The sequence below is a fragment of the Streptomyces sp. NPDC021080 genome, from assembly GCF_044333225.1.
In the GTDB taxonomy this organism is placed as follows: Bacteria; Actinomycetota; Actinomycetes; order Streptomycetales; family Streptomycetaceae; genus Streptomyces.
The window spans coordinates 328,886-347,400 of record NZ_JBIRQM010000003.1 but is presented as its reverse complement, the minus strand read 5'-3'; the positions used below and the strand labels follow the sequence as shown (position 1 = coordinate 347,400).

Below are 18,515 nucleotides of genomic sequence, written 5' to 3'. Positions count from 1 at the left end.
ACGTAAAACATGTCGAACGACGACAAGCTCAGGGACTACCTCAAGCGCGTGATGGTGGACCTGCGCCAGACCCGCAGGCAGCTGGGTGAGCTGGAGGCGAAGGACACCGAGCCCATCGCCATCGTCGGGATGGCCTGCCGCTACCCGGGCGGCGTCGGCTCGCCCGAGGACCTGTGGCACCTGGTCGCCTCGGGCGGCGACGGCGTGTCCGGGTTCCCCGCCGACCGCGGCTGGGACCTGGACACGGTCTACGACCCCGAGCCCGGGCGGACGGGCCGCACGTACGTGCGCGAGGGCGGATTCCTCCACGACGCGGGCGAGTTCGACCCCGCGTTCTTCGGGATCTCCCCCCGCGAGGCCCTGGTCATGGACCCGCAGCAGCGGCTGCTCCTGCAGACGTCCTGGGAGGCCCTCGAACGCGCGGGCATCGACCCCGTCACCGTACGAGGCACCCGGGCCGGCGTGTTCGTCGGCACCAACGGCCAGGACCACGCCTACCTCCAGCGGCAGGGCGACAGCGACACCGAGGCCCACCTCGTCACCGCGAACACCGCCGCCGTGGTGTCCGGCCGCATCTCCTACGCCCTCGGCCTCGAAGGCCCGGCGGTCACCGTCGACACGGCCTGCTCGTCCTCGCTGGTGGCGCTCCATCTGGCCGCCCAGGCGCTGCGCCGCGGCGAGTGCTCGCTCGCCCTGGCCGGCGGCGTGACCGTGATGGCCACGCCGAACACCTTCATCGCGTTCAGCGCCCAGCGCGGCCTGTCGCCCGACGGCCGCTGCCGCGCGTTCTCCTCGACCGCCGACGGCACCGGCATGTCCGAAGGCGTCGGCGTGCTCCTGCTGGAGCGGTTGTCCGACGCCCGCCGGCTCGGCCACGACGTGCTCGCCGTCATCCGCGGCAGCGCCGTCAACCAGGACGGCGCCTCCAACGGCCTCACGGCCCCGAACGGCCCGTCGCAGGAGCGCGTGATCCGGCAGGCGCTGGAGAACGCGAGCCTGACCGCCTCCCAGGTCGACGCGGTCGAGGCGCACGGCACGGCCACCACGCTCGGCGACCCGATCGAGGCGGAGGCGCTGCTCGCCACGTACGGCCAGGAGCACTCGGGCGACCGGCCGCTGTGGCTGGGATCCGTCAAGTCCAACATCGGTCACACGCAGGCCGCCGCGGGTGTCGCCGGTGTGATCAAGATGGTGATGGCCATCCGCAACGGCGTCCTGCCGCAGACGCTGCACGTGGACGAGCCGACCGCCCAGGTCGACTGGTCGGCGGGCGGCGTCAAGCTGCTGACCGAGGCCGTCCGGTGGCCCGAGTCGGACCACCCCCGCCGCGCCGCCGTCTCGTCCTTCGGCGTCAGCGGCACCAACGCGCACACGATCATCGAGCAGGCCCCGGCCCTCGACGAGGAGCCCGCCGCCGAGTCGGCCGGGGCCCCGGCCGGCTCGGCGCTGCCGTGGGTGCTCTCGGCGAAGAGCGACGCGGCACTGCGCGCCCAGGCGGAGCGCCTGCTCTCCTTCCTGGAGGACGGCCGGAGCGGCTCCGGGAGCGCCCCGGCCGACATCGGCTTCTCCCTCGCCACGACGCGCACCGCCTGGGACCGCAGGGCGGCCGTCGTCGGCGAGAGCCTGGAGGAACTCACCGAAGGCGTACGGGCACTGGCGTCCGGCACCCCGTCCGCGGCAGTCGTCCACGACGCGGCCCGCCACGGCGGCAAGACTGGGTTCCTGTTCTCGGGCCAGGGTTCGCAGCGGGTCGGCATGGGCCGCGAACTCTACGACGCGTTCCCGGTGTTCGCCGCCGCGTACGACGAGATCCGTGCTCACCTCGATGTGACGCTCGACGTGGACGCGGAGGAGCTCGACCGGACCGGCTGCACCCAGCCCGCGCTCTTCGCGGTCGAGGTGGCCCTGTTCCGGCTTCTCGAATCGTGGGGCGTCCGGCCGGACTATGTGGCCGGTCATTCGGTGGGTGAGATCGCGGCCGCGCATGTGGCGGGTGTGTTGTCGCTCGCGGACGCGGCGAGGCTGGTGTCGGCGCGGGCCGCGTTGATGCAGGCCCTGCCCGCCGGTGGCGCCATGGTCGCGGTCCAAGCCACCGAGGACGAGGTGCTGCCGCACCTGACCGACGGCGTCGGCATCGCGGCGCTCAACGGGCCGTGGTCCGTGGTGGTCTCCGGTGTCGAGGATGCCGTGCTGGAGATCGCCGAGGTGTTCGCCCGGCAGGGCCGCAAGACCTCCCGGTTGAAGGTCAGTCACGCGTTCCACTCGCCGCTGATGGACCCGATGCTGGAGGAGTTCGCCGAGGTCGTTCGCGGGCTGTCCTACGGTGAGCCCCGGATTCCCGTCGTCTCGAACCTCACCGGTCGTCTGGCCGAGCCGTACACCCCCGAGTACTGGGTCCGGCACGTCCGCGAGGCGGTCCGCTTCGCCGACGGCGTGCGGACCCTGCACGAGTTGGGCGTGACCACGTTCGTGGAGATCGGCCCGGGCGGTGTCCTCAGCGGCATGACGCAGGGTTGTGTGGACGACGCGGTTGCCGTCCCCGTACTCCGAGCAGACCGCCCCGAACAGCAGGCCGTCGTCACCGCGCTCGCCGAACTGCACGTCAGCGGCGCCGAAGTGGACTGGCAGGCTTTCTTCCCGGGCGCCCGGCGCGTCGACCTGCCCACCTACGCCTTCCAGCAGCAGCGCTATTGGCTGGAGGCCCCCGAGGCCGAGACGGCCGCCGTGGACCCGGTCGACGCCGAGTTCTGGGCGAGCGTCGAGCGCGAGGACGCCCAGTCCCTCGCCGCCACGCTGGGGCTGAGCCCCGACGAACTGGACGTGGTGGTACCGAAGTTGTCGGCTTGGCGGCGCCGACGGCGCGAGCGGTCCGTCGTGGACGGCTGGCGCTACCAGTTGGCCTGGCAGCCGCTGAACGGCCTGTCCGCCGGTGACCTCTCCGGCCGCACCTGGCTGTTCGCCGCGCCCGAGGGCGACGAGTGGGCCGGGACAGTCCGAGCGGCCCTCGCCGGACGCGGCGCGCGTCTGATCCCGCTGACGGTCGGCGCCTTCGCCGACCGGGCGTCCCTGGCCGACGAGCTGACCCGGGCCGCAGCCGAAGCCGGATCGCTCGACGGCGTCCTGTCGCTGCTCGCGACCGACGAGACCGCCTCGCCCGAGCACCCCGCGCTTTCCCAGGGCCTCGCGCGGACCGTGACCCTGACCCAGGCGCTGGGCGACGCGGGCGTCGACGCGCCGCTGTGGTGCGCCACCCGCGGCGCGGCCGCCACCGGCCGCTCCGACGACGCACCGCTCAGCGCGGAGCAGAACCAGGTATGGGGCCTCGGTCGCGCCCTGGCCCTGGAGCACGCCCGGCGCTGGGGCGGCCTGATCGATCTGCCCGCGGCCGTCGACGAGCGCGCGGCAGGCCGCATCGCCGCCGTACTGAGCCAGGGAGCCGGTGCTGCGGACAGCCAGGAGGGCGATGGCCGGGAGGCCCATGACCAGGAGGACCAGGTCGCCGTCCGCGCCTCCGGCGTGTTCAGCGCCCGGCTCACCCACGCCCGAAGCGGCGCCGGCCGGCCGTGGTCGCCGCGGGGCACGGTGCTGATCACCGGTGGTACGGGTGCGCTGGGCGGGCACGTGGCCCGCTGGCTCGCCGGTGCCGGTGCCGAACACCTGGTGCTCGCCGGCCGCCGCGGTGCCGACGCGCCCGGCGCGACCGCGCTCAAGGCCGAACTGGAGGAGCTGGGAGCGCGGGTCACCCTCGCCGTGTGCGATGTCGCCGACCGCGACGCGGTGGCGGCGCTGCTCGCCGAGCACACCTTCACCTCCGTCTTCCACGCCGCGGGCGTGGAACAGTTCTCCTCCTTCGACGAGTTGACGCCAGCCGACTTCGCCCGCACGGTGGCGGCGAAGGCCCGCGGGGCCGCGCACCTGGACGAACTGCTCGGCGACCGCGAACTCGACGCCTTCGTCATGTTCTCCTCGATCGCCGGGGTATGGGGCAGCGGACTGCAGACCGCCTACGCGGCCGGCAACGCCTTCCTCGACGGGCTCGCCGCCCAGCGGAGGGCCCGGGGCCTGGCCGCCACCGCGATCGCCTGGGGTCCGTGGGCCGACGGCGGCATGGTCACCGACGCCGACGAGGAGCACCTGCGCCGCCGCGGCGTCGTCACCCTGCCCGCCGCACTCGCCGTGACCGCGGTCCAGCGCGCCCTGGACTGCGACGACACCGCGGTCGTCGTGGCCGACATCGACTGGGAACGGTTCATCGGACCGTTCACCCTCGGCCGCCCGAGCGCCCTGCTGTCCGAGTTGCCCGAGGTGCGCCGCGCCGACACCGCCGCACCGGCCGGTGCCGCCACCGGCGCCCCGCCCCTGGCGGCCCGGCTCGCCGGACTGCCGGAGTCCGTGCGCACTCAGACCCTGATCGACCTGGTCCGCGCGCACGTCGCGGCCGTCCTGGGCCACTCCTCGGCGGTGGAGATCGAGCCCGACCGGGCCTTCAAGGACCTCGGCTTCGACTCCCTGACCGCCGTCGAACTCCGTAACAAGGTGAACACGGCGACCGGCCTCGCGCTGCCGCCCACGCTGGTCTTCGACCACCCCAACGCCACGGCGCTCGCCCGCTTCCTGCAGAGCGAGCTGCTCGGTTCGAAGGCCGTCGGCGAGCAGGAGCGTCACGCGTCCGCCGACGACGAGCCCATCGCCATCGTGGCGATGAGCTGCCACCTGCCCGGCGGCGTCGACTCGCCCGAGGCGCTGTGGGACCTGGTGACGTCCGGCGGCGACGCCATCTCCGCGTTCCCGTCGGACCGCGGCTGGGACGTCGAGGCCCTCTACGACCCCGACCCCGACCGCCCCGGCAAGACGTACGCGCGCGACGGCGGATTCCTTTACGGCGCCACCGACTTCGACGCCGGCTTCTTCGGCATCTCTCCGCGCGAGGCCCTGGCGATGGACCCGCAGCAGCGGCTGCTGCTGGAGACCTCGTGGGAGGCCTTCGAGCGGGCCGGGATCACCCCCGCACAGCTGCGCGGCAGCCGGACCGGCGTCTTCGTCGGCATGGCCTACCAGGGCTACGGAGCCGATGTGCGCCGCACGCCGGAAGGCGTCGAAGGACACCGGCTCGTCGGCGGCGCGTCCAGCGTCGTCTCCGGCCGGGTGGCCTACACCTTTGGACTCGAAGGGCCCGCCGTCACGATCGACACGGCGTGCTCGTCGTCGTTGGTCGCCCTGCACTTGGCCATGCAGTCGCTGCGGAGCGGCGAGTGCACGATGGCGCTGGCCGGCGGCGTCACCGTCATGGCCAGCCCGAGCGTCTTCGTGGAGTTCAGCCGTCAGCGCGGTCTGTCGCCCGACGGTCGTTGCAGGGCGTTCGGTGCGGACGCGGACGGCACCGGTTGGGCGGAGGGTGTGGGTGTGGTGCTCGTGGAGCGCCTCTCCGACGCCGTGCGCAACGGCCACGAGGTCCTGGCGGTGGTACGGGGCAGCGCCGTGAACCAGGACGGCGCGTCCAACGGGCTGACCGCACCGAACGGTCCCGCGCAGCAGCGGGTCATCCGCCAGGCCCTGGCCTCCGCAGGGCTCGCTCCGGGCGATGTGGATGTCGTCGAGGCGCACGGTACGGGCACGACACTGGGCGACCCGATCGAGGCGCAGGCGCTCCTTGCGACCTATGGACAAGAGCGTGAACGGCCGCTCCTGCTCGGCTCGTTGAAGTCCAACATCGGCCACACGCAGGCCGCGGCGGGTGTCGCCGGTGTGATCAAGATGGTCATGGCGATGCGCCACGGTGTCCTGCCGCGGACCCTGCACGCCGATGAGCCGACGCCGCACGTGGACTGGTCGGCCGGTGACGTACAGCTGCTGACCGAGGCCGTGGAGTGGCCCGAGTCGGACCGCCCGCGCCGGGCCGCGATCTCGTCCTTCGGCGTCAGCGGCACCAACGCCCACACCATCATCGAACAGGCCCCCGCCACGCCGGAGTTGCCTCCCACACCCGACTCCGGCGCGCTCGTGCCGTGGGTGCTGTCGGGCAAGGGCGAGCCGGCGCTGCGTGCCCAGGCGGTCCGGCTGGCCGGCCACCTCGACGCGGACGACGACTGGACGGCTTCCGACATCGGTCTCTCCCTGGCCTCCCGAGAGACGTTCGAGGACCGCGCGGTGCTCCTGGCGGAGAGCCCGGACAAGCTCCGGCAAACCCTCACCGCCCTCGCCGCCGGCCGCCCGGCGGCGAACGTGACGCTGGGACGAGCCCGCTCCGAGGGCAAGGTCGGTTTTCTGTTCTCGGGCCAGGGTTCGCAACGCATCGGTATGGGGCGTGAGTTGTATGCGGCGTTCCCTGTTTTCGCCGATGCGTATGACGAGGTGTGTGCGCGTCTGGAGATGCCGGTCGATGTCGATGCCGACACCCTGCATCGGACCGGGTATGCCCAACCGGCGTTGTTCGCCGTCGAGGTGGCCCTGTTCCGGCTTCTCGAGTCGTGGGGTGTGCGGCCGGATTGTGTGGCTGGTCATTCGGTGGGTGAGATCGCGGCCGCGCATGTGGCCGGGGTGCTGTCACTGGACGACGCCGTGAGGCTGGTGTCGGCGCGGGCCGCATTGATGCAGGCATTACCTGCGGGTGGTGCGATGGTCGCGGTGCAGGCCACCGAGGGCGAGATGCTGCCGTACCTGACCGACGGCGTCGGCATCGCGGCGCTCAACGGGCCTCGGTCCGTGGTCATTTCGGGTGCCGAGGATGCCGTGCTGGAGATGACTGAGGTCTTCACCCAACAGGGCCGCAAAACTTCCCGGTTGAAGGTCAGTCACGCGTTCCATTCGCCGTTGATGGATCCGATGCTGGAGGAGTTCGCAGAGGTCGTTCACGGTCTGACATTCAGTGAGCCGCGGATTCCTGTGGTCTCGAACCTCACCGGGCGTCTGGCCGAGCCGTACACGCCCGAGTACTGGGTCCGGCACGTCCGCGAGGCGGTGCGTTTCGCCGACGGCATCGAGACCCTGGGCGAGCTGGGTGTGACCACGTTCGTGGAGATCGGCCCGGGCGGTGTCCTGAGCGCCCTGGCACAGGGCTGCGCGGACGGCATCGTCACCGTGCCCGTACTCCGGGCCGACCGCCCCGAGCGGCAGGCACTGGTCACCGCGCTCGCCGAACTGCACGTCAGCGGCGTCGAAGTGGACTGGCAGGCCCTCTTCCCCGGCGCTCACCGCGTCACGCTGCCCACCTACGCCTTCCAGCGCGAGCGCTTCTGGCTGGACGGGGACGAGGATCCGGCCGCCGTCGGCACCCCGGCCGACGCGGCGGACTCCGGCTTCTGGGACAGCGTGGAGCGCGAGGACGCGGAGTCCATCGCCGCGACCCTGGGCGTCGCCGCGGACGCCTCGCTGAGCGCGCTCCTGCCCCGGCTGTCCGCGTGGCGCCGTCAGCGCCGCGAGCAGTCCGTGGTCGACAGCTGGCGCTACCGCGTCACGTGGAAGCCGCTCGGCGCGCTCCCTCAGCCCGGCGTGTCCGGGACCTGGCTGCTCGTCGTGGCCGGGGAGAGCGAGTGGACCGCCTCGGTCCGCACCGCGCTCGGCGAGCGCGGCCTGGAACTGGTGACGCTCGTCGCCGGGCCCGGCACCGACCGCGGGACGCTGGCCCGCGAGCTGGCCGGCGTCGGCCCGGTGACCGGCGTGCTGTCCCTGCTCGCCGAGGACGAGAGCGCCTCGGCCGGCCGGCCCGGCCTGTCGCACGGCCTCGCCGCGACCCTCTGCCTGGTGCAGGCGCTCGGCGACGCGGGCGTCGACGTCCCGCTGTGGTGCGCCACGCGCGGCGCGGTGGCCACCGGCCGCTCCGACCGCGTGGACCGCCCGCTGCAGTCGCAGGTGTGGGGCTTCGGCCGGGCGGCGGCGCTGGAACACCCGCAGCGCTGGGGCGGACTGCTCGACCTGCCCGATCTGCTGGACGCCCGCACCGCGGCCCGCGTGGCCGCCGTCCTCGGCCAGACGGCCGAGGACCAGGTGGCGGTCCGCGCCTCGGGCGTCTTCGGGCGCCGGTTCGTCCGGGCCGCCCACGCCACCGGCCCCGCCCAGGAGTGGTCGCCGCGCGGCACGGTGCTGATCACCGGTGGTACGGGTGCGCTGGGCGGGCACGTGGCCCGGTGGCTCGCCGGTGCGGGTGCGGAGCACCTGGTGCTCGCCGGCCGTCGCGGCCCCGCGGCACCCGGCGTCGCGGAGCTCGTCGCGGAGCTGGAGGGGCTCGGCGCGGCCGTGACCGTCGTGGCCTGTGACGCGGCCGACCGTGACGCCCTGCGGGCACTGCTCGCCGAACACCCCGTCAACGCCGTCGTCCACGCCGCGGGCGTCGGCGACCACGTCATGATCGAGGACTCCGACCCGGCCGGGTTCGCCGGCACGGTGGCGGCCAAGGCCGCAGGTGCCACGCACCTGGACGAACTGCTGGCCGGTCAGGAGCTCGACGCGTTCGTCATGTTCTCCTCGGGCGCCGGCATCTGGGGCGGCGCCGGCCAGGGCGCCTACGCGGCGGCCAACGCCTACCTGGACGCCCTCGCCGAGTACCGGCGGGCACACGGGCGCACCGCGCTCGCCGTCTCCTGGGGTGGCTGGGCCGAGGGCGGCATGGCCGCCGTCGACGACGGAGAGGAGATGCTGCGCCGCCGTGGCCTGCCGCCCATGCGGCCCGCCCTCGCGGTCTCCGCGCTCCAGCAGGCGCTGGCCGACGGCGAGACCGCCCTCACCGTCGCGGACTTCGAGTGGGACCGGTTCATCGGCCCGTTCACCGTCGTCCGCCCCAGCGCCCTGTTCTCCGATGTGCCCGAGGCGCGCCGCGCCCTGGAGGCACCGGCCTCCGGCGGCGCCGAGGCCGGCAACGCGCTCGCCGCGAAGCTGGCCGGGCTGGCGGCGGGCGAGCAGGACCGCACGCTGGTGGACCTCGTCCGCGCGCACGCGGCCGTCGTGCTCGGCCACGACGGCGCCGCGGCGGTGGAGCCCGGCCGGGCGTTCAACGACCTCGGCTTCGACTCGCTCACCGCCGTCGAACTGCGCAACAAGCTCATGGCCGACACCGGCCTGAAGCTGCCCACCACGCTGGTCTTCGACCACCCCGACGCCACGGCCCTGGCCCGGTTCCTGCGCGCCGAACTGCTCGGTTCGCAGGGTGCCGTGCCGCAGGAGCAGCGCACGGCCGCCGTCGGCGACGAACCCATCGCGATCGTGGCCATGAGCTGCCGCCTTCCCGGTGGCGTCGGCTCGCCCGAGGACCTGTGGCAGCTCGTGACGTCCGGCGGCGACGCGATCTCCGGCTTCCCCGAGGACCGCGGCTGGGACGTCGAGGACCTCTACGACCCCGATCCGGGCACCCCGGGCAAGACGTACGCGCGCGACGGCGGCTTCCTCCACGACGCCGGCGACTTCGACGCCGCGCTGTTCGGGATCTCGCCGCGCGAGGCACTCGCGATGGACCCCCAGCAGCGGCTGTTGCTGGAGGCCTCGTGGGAGGCCTTCGAGCGGGCCGGCATCGACCCGGCCTCCCTGAAGGGAAGCCGCACCGGCGTGTTCGTCGGCATGTCCTACCAGGGCTACGGCGCGGGCCTCTCGCAGGTCCCGGAAGGCGTCGAGGGCCACCTGCTCACCGGCAGCGCCGCGAGCGTCGTCTCCGGGCGCGTGGCCTACTCGTTCGGCCTGGAGGGCCCGGCCGTCACCGTCGACACGGCGTGCTCGTCGTCGCTGGTCGCCCTGCACCTGGCCATCCAGTCGCTGCGGGGCGGCGAGAGCACGATGGCCGTCGCGGGCGGGGTGAACGTCATGGCCGTACCGGCCGCGTTCGTGGAGTTCAGCCGTCAGCGTGGTCTGTCGCCCGATGGTCGTTGCAGGGCGTTCGGTGCTGACGCTGACGGCACCGGTTGGGCGGAGGGTGTGGGTGTGGTGCTCGTGGAGCGCCTCTCCGACGCCGTGCGCAACGGCCACGAGGTCCTGGCGGTGGTACGGGGCAGCGCCGTGAACCAGGACGGCGCGTCCAATGGGCTGACCGCGCCGAACGGTCCTGCGCAGCAGCGGGTGATCCGGCAGGCCCTGGCCTCCGCGGGCCTCACCACCGTCGACGTCGACGCGGTGGAGGCGCACGGTACGGGCACCGCTCTGGGCGACCCGATCGAGGCGCAGGCGCTGCTCGCCACGTACGGCCAGGAGCGCCCGGAGGACCGGCCGCTGTGGCTCGGTTCGCTGAAGTCCAACATCGGTCACGCCCAGGCGGCGTCCGGCGTGGCCGGTGTGATCAAGATGGTCATGGCGATGCGCCACGGTGTCCTGCCGCGGACCCTGCACGCGGACGAGCCGACACCGCACGTGGACTGGTCGGCCGGTGACGTCCGCCTGTTGACCGAGGCCGTGGAGTGGCCGGAGTCGGACCGCCCGCGCCGGGCCGCGATCTCGTCCTTCGGCGTCAGCGGCACCAACGCCCACACCATCATCGAACAGGCACCGCCGGCCGAACCGGCCGCCGTCGCACCGGTCGAGGTCTCCTCGGCGACCGTGCCGTGGGTCCTGTCCGGCAAGTCCGAGGCCGCGCTGCGCGCCCAGGCCGAGCGCCTGCTGCCCCTCACCGCCGACGGCACCGAACCGTCCCTCACCGACGTCGGCTTCTCGCTGGCCACCACCCGGACCGCCCTGGAGCACCGCGCCGCCGTGGTCGGTGCCGACCGCGGCCGGATCGCCGAGGGCCTACGGGCTCTGGCCACGGGGGTGCCCGCTCCCGGCGTCGCCCTCGGCCGCGCCGACGCCGGCCGGGTCGGGTTCCTGTTCTCCGGACAGGGCTCGCAGCGGATCGGCATGGGACGGGAACTGTACGAGGCGTTCCCGGTCTTCGCTGAGGCGTACGACGAGGTGTGCGCCCACCTCGACCGGCACCTCGACCGGCCGCTGCGGGACGTGGCCTTCTGCGAGAACGGCCACGAGGACGGCGAGGAGCTGAACCGCACCGTCTTCACCCAGCCCGCACTGTTCGCGCACGAGGTCGCCGTGCACCGCCTGCTCGAATCGTGGGGCGTGCGGCCGGACTTCCTGGCCGGGCACTCCGTGGGCGAGATCGCGGCCGCGCACGTGGCCGGTGCCCTGTCCCTGGAGGACGCGGCCGCACTCGTGACGGCTCGTGCCGCGCTGATGCAGGCCCTGCCCGCCGACGGGGCGATGATCGCCGTCCAGGCCACCGAGGACGAGGTGCTGCCGCACCTCACCGACGACGTCGGCATCGCGGCGGTCAACGGCCCGCGGTCCGTCGTGGTCTCCGGAGCCGAGGACGCGGTGGCCGCCGTCGCGGACCACTTCGCCCGGGAGGGCCGCAAGACCTCCCGGCTCACCGTGAGCCACGCGTTCCACTCGCCGCTGATGGACCCCGTGCTGGCGGACTTCGCCCGGGTCGTCGGGAGCCTGCGCTTCGAGACACCCCGGACACCGGTCGTCTCGAACCTCACCGGTGAGCTCGTCGACGCGTACACGGCGGACTACTGGGTCCGGCACGTCCGCGAGGCCGTGCGCTTCGCCGACGGCATCCGGACCCTGGCCGAGCTGGGCGTGACCACGTTCGTGGAGACCGGCCCCGGCGCGGTGCTCAGCGCCATGGCCCAGGGCTGTCTGGACGGTGCGGTCACCGTTCCCTCCGCACGGTCCGGCAGCCCCGAGCCCGAGGCGATCACCGGTGCCCTCGCGCAACTCCATGTGCACGGTGTCCCCGTCGACTGGCCGGCGTTCTTCGCCGGCCGCGGCGCCCGGCGCGCCGACCTGCCCACCTACGCCTTCCAGCACCGGCGGTACTGGCTGGAGACCACCGCGCCCACGGCCGCCGCCGTCGCGGGGACCGACGCCGTGGAGGCCGGGTTCTGGGCGACGGTGGAGCGCGAGGACACCCAGTCCCTCGCCGCCACCCTCGACCTGCCCGCCGAGCAACTGGACGCGGTGCTGCCCCGGCTGTCCGCGTGGCGCCGACAGCAGCGCCGGGAGTCCGCCGTGGAAGGCTGGTCCTACCGCACGGGCTGGAAACCGCTCAGCGGCCTCCGGGCGCACGAACTGCCGGGCGACTGGCTGTTCCTGGTCACCGAGGACACCGAGGCCGTCGAGTGGACCGCCGCCGTCGCCGACGGGCTCGCCGCCCGCGGGGCCCGGCTGGTCCGGGTGGCGGTCGACCCGGCCGCCGACCGCGGCGCACTGCTGCGGCAGCTCGGCGACGCGGTCCGGGGGACCACGGTCGACGGTGTGATCTCCCTGCTCGGCACCGACGAGCGTCCCCACACCGGACACCCGGCCCTCTCCGTCGGCACCGCGTTGTCCCTCGCGCTCGTCCAGGCCCTGGGCGACGCGGGCATCGACGCCCCGCTGTGGGCGCTGACGAGGTCCGCCATGTCCACCGGCCGTGCGGACGCGGTGCCGAGCGCCACTCAGAACGCCGTCTGGGGCCTCGGCCGGGTCGCCGCGCTGGAGCACGCGCCGCGCTGGGGTGGTCTGATCGACCTCCCGGACACGGTCGACGACCGGGTCGCCGACCGCCTCGCCGCGGTGCTCGGCCGGTCGGCCGAGGAACGGTCGGCAGGGGACCGGTCGGCCGAGGACCAGATCGCGATCCGCGCCCGCGGCGTGTTCGGCCGACGGCTGTCCCACACCGCCACCCGCAGGAACACCCGGACCGGGCAGCGGTGGTCGCCGCGGGGCACGGTGCTGATCACCGGTGGTACGGGTGCGCTGGGCGGGCACGTGGCTCGCTGGCTCGCCGGTGCCGGTGCCGAACACCTGGTGCTCGCCGGCCGCCGCGGCCTCGACGCGCCGGGCGCGGCCGGTCTCCTCGCGGAGCTGGAGGCGACCGGTGTCCGTGCCACCGTCGCCGCGTGCGACGTCGCCGACCGTGAGGCGCTGGCCGCGTTGCTCGCCGAGCACCCGGTGGACGCCGTCGTCCACACGGCGGGCGTGGACCGCCTGGAGCCGCTGGAGTCCATGACACCGGGCTCCTTCGCCGACGTGCTGTCCGCCAAGGCGGCCGGCGCCCTGCACCTCGACGCGCTCCTCGCCGACCGGGAACTCGACGCCTTCGTCCTCTTCTCGTCCATCGCCGGCGTGTGGGGCAGCGGCCACCAGGCCGCCTACGCGGCGGCCAACGCCCTGCTCGACGGACTCGCCGAACGCCGCCGGGCCCAAGGCCTGCCGGCGACCTCCGTGGCCTGGGGCCCGTGGGCCGACGGCGGCATGGCCGAGGCCGACGGCGCGGACGAACGACTGCGCCGCCGCGGCCTGATCCCGATGCCCGCCGCGCTCGCAGTGGCCGGCCTCCGGCAGGCGCTGGACTCCGGCGAGGCGACCGCCACGGTGGCCGACGTCGACTGGGAGCGGTTCCTGCCCCCGTTCGCCATGGTCCGCCCGAGCGCCCTGCTCGGCGACCTCCCGGAGGCCGCGCGGATCCTCACCGCGGGCAGCACCGCCGGCGGGTCCGGCCCGGCCGCCGCCTCAGCCCTGGCCGACCGCCTCACCGGGATGTCCGGGACCGAGCAGCATGCGCTGCTCGTCGACCTCGTCCGCACCCACGCGGCGGCCGTCCTCGGCCACAGCGGCGTCGGCGAGGTCGAGGCCGACCGGGCCTTCAAGGACCTGGGCTTCGACTCCCTGACCGCCGTCGAACTGCGCAACAAACTCAACGCCGAGACCGGCCTCGCACTGCCGCCCACGCTGGTCTTCGACCACCCCAACGCCCAGGCACTCGCCCGGCAGTTGCGCACCGAGCTCACCGGCCTCACCATCGCGGCCGCACCCGAACCGGTCGCCGCGGCCGCCGAGGACGACGATCCCATCGCGATCGTCGGCATGGCGTGCCGGTATCCGGGCGGGGTGCGTTCTCCGGAGGACCTGTGGCGGCTGGTGGTCTCCGGCGGCGACGCCGTCGGCGATTTCCCGGCGGACCGGGGCTGGGACGTGGAGGGCATCTACGACCCGGACCCGGACGCGTCCGGCAAGACGTACACGCGCCGTGGTGGATTCCTGTACGAGGCGGGGGAGTTCGACCCGGGGTTCTTCGGGATCAGCCCGCGTGAGGCCGTGGCGATGGATCCGCAGCAACGGCTGCTGCTGGAGACCACGTGGGAGACGTTCGAGCGCGCCGGTATCGACGCGGAGTCGGTGCGCGGCAGCCGTACCGGAGTCTTCGTCGGCTCCGGCTACCAGGACTACGCCGCCCAGGCCTTCAACGCGATCGACGATTCCGAGGGCTTCTTCGGCACGGGCAACTCGGCGAGCATCATGTCCGGCCGTATCGCCTACACCCTCGGCCTGGAGGGCCCGGCCGTCACTGTCGACACGGCGTGCTCGTCGTCGCTCGTGGCCCTGCACTGGGCGGTCCAGGCCCTCCGTAACGGCGAGTGCTCCATGGCGCTGGCCGGGGGCGTGATGGTCATGTCCACCCCGCGTGCCTTCGTGGAGTTCAGCCGGCAGCGCGGGCTGGCCCCCGACGGCCGGTGCAAGGCGTTCGGCGCCGGTGCCGACGGAACCGGCTGGGCCGAGGGCATCGGCATGCTGCTGGTGGAGCGGCTGTCCGACGCGGAGCGCAACGGTCACGAGGTTCTGGCCGTCGTGCGGGGGAGCGCCGTGAATCAGGACGGCGCGTCCAACGGCCTGACCGCACCGAACGGTCCCGCGCAGCAGCGGGTGATCCGGCAGGCACTCACCTCCGCGGGCCTCACCACCGTCGACGTCGACGCGGTGGAGGCGCACGGTACGGGCACGAGGCTGGGTGACCCGATCGAGGCGCAGGCGCTGCTCGCCACGTACGGGCAGGGGCGGGACGGCGAACGGCCTTTGTGGCTGGGCTCGTTGAAGTCCAACATCGGTCACGCGCAGGCCGCTGCGGGCGTCGGCGGCATCATCAAGATGGTCATGGCGATGCGCCACGGTGTCCTGCCGCGGACCCTGCACGCGGACGAGCCGACACCGCACGTGGACTGGTCGGCCGGTGACGTCCGCCTGCTGACCGAGGCCGTGGAGTGGCCGGAGACCGATCACCCGCGCCGCGCCGCGATCTCGTCCTTCGGCGTCAGCGGCACCAACGCCCACACCATCATCGAACAGGCACCGCCGGCCCCGGCGGAAGAGGCCACAGTCGTTCCGGCCCCGGCACTCCTGCCATGGGTGCTCTCCGCCAAGACCCGCGATGCTCTGCGCGACCAGGCACAACGGCTGCTGGACTTCGTGGAGGACGGCACGTCACCGGCCGATGTCGGCTTCTCGCTGGCCACCACCCGGAGCACCCTGCGCCACAGGGCGGCCGTCATCGGCGAGAGCTGTGACGACTTCCGCCGCGGACTGGAACGCCTGGCAGCCGGAACGCCGTCGCCCGGAGTCGTCCAGGGCCGACCGGGAGGCAAGGTCGGTTTTCTGTTCTCGGGTCAGGGTTCGCAACGCATCGGTATGGGGCGTGAGTTGTACGGGGCGTTCCCTGTTTTCGCCGATGCGTATGACGAGGTGTGTGCGCGTCTGGAGGTGCCGGTCGATGTCGATGCCGACACCCTGCATCGGACCGGGTATGCCCAACCGGCTTTGTTCGCCGTCGAGGTGGCGCTGTTCCGGTTGCTGGAGTCGTGGGGTGTGCGGCCGGATTGTGTGGCGGGTCATTCGGTGGGTGAGATCGCGGCCGCGCATGTGGCCGGGGTGCTGTCGCTGGACGACGCCGTGAGGCTGGTGTCCGCGCGGGCCGCGTTGATGCAGGCATTACCTGCGGGCGGTGCGATGGTCGCGGTGCAGGCCACCGAGGACGAGGTGCTGCCGTACCTGACCGACGGCGTCGGCATCGCGGCGCTCAACGGGCCGCGGTCCGTGGTCATTTCCGGTGTCGAGGGTGCCGTGCTGGAGATCGCCGAGGTCTTCGTCCGACAGGGCCGTAAAACCTCCCGGTTGAAGGTCAGTCACGCGTTCCACTCGCCGCTGATGGAACCGATGCTGGAGGAGTTCGCGGAGGTCGTCAGTGGTCTGACGTTCAATGAGCCGCTGATTCCCGTCGTTTCGAACCTCACCGGGCGTCTGGCCGAGGCGTACACCCCGGAGTACTGGGTCCGGCACGTCCGCGAGGCGGTGCGTTTCGCCGACGGCATCGAGACCCTGGGCGAGCTGGGTGTGACCACGTTCGTGGAGATCGGCCCGGGCGGTGTCCTGAGCGCCCTGGCACAGGCCTGCGCGGACGGCATCGTCACCGTGCCCGTACTCCGAGCCGACCGCCCCGAGCGGCAGGCACTGGTCACCGCGCTCGCCGAACTGCACGTGCACGGCGTGTCCGTGGACTGGAGCTCGTTCTTCGCCGGTGCGCGGAAGACCGACCTGCCCACCTACGCCTTCCAGCACGAGCGGTACTGGGTCGACGCCCCGGAAACCGCTGCCGCCGCGGTCGCGGTGGACCCGGTGGACGCGGAGTTCTGGGAGACCGTCGAGCGCGAGGACCTGCAGTCCCTCGCCGAGACGCTCGACATCGCGGCGGGGGAGGCGTTCGGCGACGTACTGCCGAGGCTGTCGTCGTGGCGGCGGCAGCGCAAGGAACAGTCCATCGTGGACGGCTGGCGCTACGGCGTCACCTGGAAAGCGATACCCGACCCCTCCCCGGAGAGCCCTGCCCGGAACGGTATATGGCTGGTTCCGGTCAGCGCCGCGCAACTGGGTGACGACTGGGTCGCCGCCTGCCTCCGAGGGCTGACCGCGCGGGGCCTGGCCCCGCTGCCGGTCCCGGTCGAGCCGGCCACCGGTCGTGAGGACCTGACCGCGCAGCTCGCCCGAGCGGCCGGTGACGAGACCGTGGCGGGCGTCCTGTCACTGCTCGCCGTCGACGGCGAGGCCGCCCCGGAGGCCGCGTTGCCCGTCGGCGTCGCGCTGTCCGTCCTGCTCGTCCAGGCCCTGGGCGACACGGGCATCGGCGCCCCGCTGTGGTGCGCGACCCGGAACGCGGTGGGCGTGAGCCCCGCCGACGAGGTGGCGGACCCGTACCAGTCCCAGGTCTGGGGTCTGGGCCGGGTGGCGGCGCTGGAGCACGCGCGGCGCTGGGGCGGTCTCGTCGACCTCCCCGGCACGGTCGACGACCGGGTCGCCGGCCGCCTCGTCGCGGTCCTCGGCCAGTCGGCCGAGGACCAGGTCGCGATCCGCGACCGCGGAGTGTTCGCGCGGCGCCTGTCGCGTCTGCCCGCAGCCCGGAGCGACCGTTCGTGGTCGCCGCGGGGCACGGTGCTGATCACCGGTGGTACGGGTGCGCTGGGCGGGCACGTGGCCCGCTGGCTCGCCGGTGCCGGTGCCGAACACCTGGTGCTCACCGGCCGCCGCGGCCTCGACGCCCCCGGCGCCGCCGGTCTCAAGGCCGAGCTGGAGGAGACGGGCGTGCGCGTGACCGTCGCCGCCTGTGACGTGACCGACCGCGAGGCGCTGGCCGCGCTGCTCGCCGAGCACCCGGTGGACGCCGTCGTCCACACGGCCGGCACCGCCGAGGCGGGCATGCTCGCCGAGACGAACCTGGGCGACTTCGCGGCGACGGTCGCCTCGAAGGCCCTCGGCGCCGTGCACCTCCACGAACTGCTCGGCGATCGGGAACTGGACGCCTTCGTCCTCTTCTCCTCCATCTCCGGCGTGTGGGGAGGCGGCGGGCAGGCCGCGTACTCGGCCGCGAACGCCTTCCTCGACGGCCTGGCGCAGCACCGGCGGGCCAGGGGCCTCGCCGCGACCGCGATCGCCTGGGGTCCGTGGGGCGAGGGCGGCATGGTCGCCGACGCCGGGGACGAGGAGCGGCTGCGGCAGCGCGGTCTGACCGTGCTGCGGCCGGACCGGGCGATCTCCGCGCTGCACGGTGCGCTGAGCGGCGGGGACGGCACGGTCACCGTGGCCGACGTGGACTGGGAGCGGTTCGTCGTCCCGTTCACCGTCAGCAGGCCGAGCCCGCTGCTGAGCGACCTGCCCGAGGTCAGGGACGCCCTCGCGGAGGGGCTTGCCGGGCAGGCCGCGGAGCCGTCCGCGCTCACCGCGAAGCTGTCCACGCTCTCCGAAGGCGAACAGCAACGCCTGCTCGTGGACACGGTGTGCGCGCACGCGGCGGCCGTACTCGGCCACAGCGGCTCCGCAGCGGTGGAACCGGACCTGGCGTTCCGGGACCTCGGTTTCGACTCCCTGACCGCGGTGGAGCTGCGCAACCTGCTCACCGCCGACACCGGCCTGACCCTGCCCGCGACGCTGGTCTTCGACCACCCGACGCCCGAGGCGATCGCCCGCCACCTGCGGAGCGAACTCAGCGGCGGGACGGGCCCGGAGGAGGTGTCGGTCTTCAGCGAGCTCGACCGGCTGGAGTCGGTGATCTCGACGGCCGCCTCGGCCGAGGAGACGGTCCGGTCGGGGGTGCGGAGGCGGCTGCAGGAACTGCTGTCCCTGGTGAACTCCGCCGGAGAGCAGGGCGCGGAATCAGCCGACGCGCAGCGACAGCTCCAGGACGCGACGATCGACGACATCTTCGATCTGATCGATCAAGATCTAGAAAATTCCTAGTT

General features: G+C 73.5%; 1 protein-coding gene. It reads left to right on the top strand.

Annotated features, from left to right (window positions below):
* The first annotated feature begins 9 nt into the window (after nucleotides 1-9).
* The gene (locus ACH4S8_RS08980; protein WP_398392032.1) at nucleotides 10-18,513 is read left to right on the top strand and encodes a type I polyketide synthase; all 18,504 of its coding nucleotides are present in this window, start codon (nucleotides 10-12) and stop codon (nucleotides 18,511-18,513) included.
* Nucleotides 18,514-18,515 lie beyond the last annotated feature (2 nt).

What these genes read in the sequence shown, in the direction of transcription:
- ACH4S8_RS08980 (WP_398392032.1), top strand. Translation starts at nt 10, where the DNA reads ATGTCGAACGACGACAAGCTCAGGGACTACCTCAAGCGCGTGATGGTG.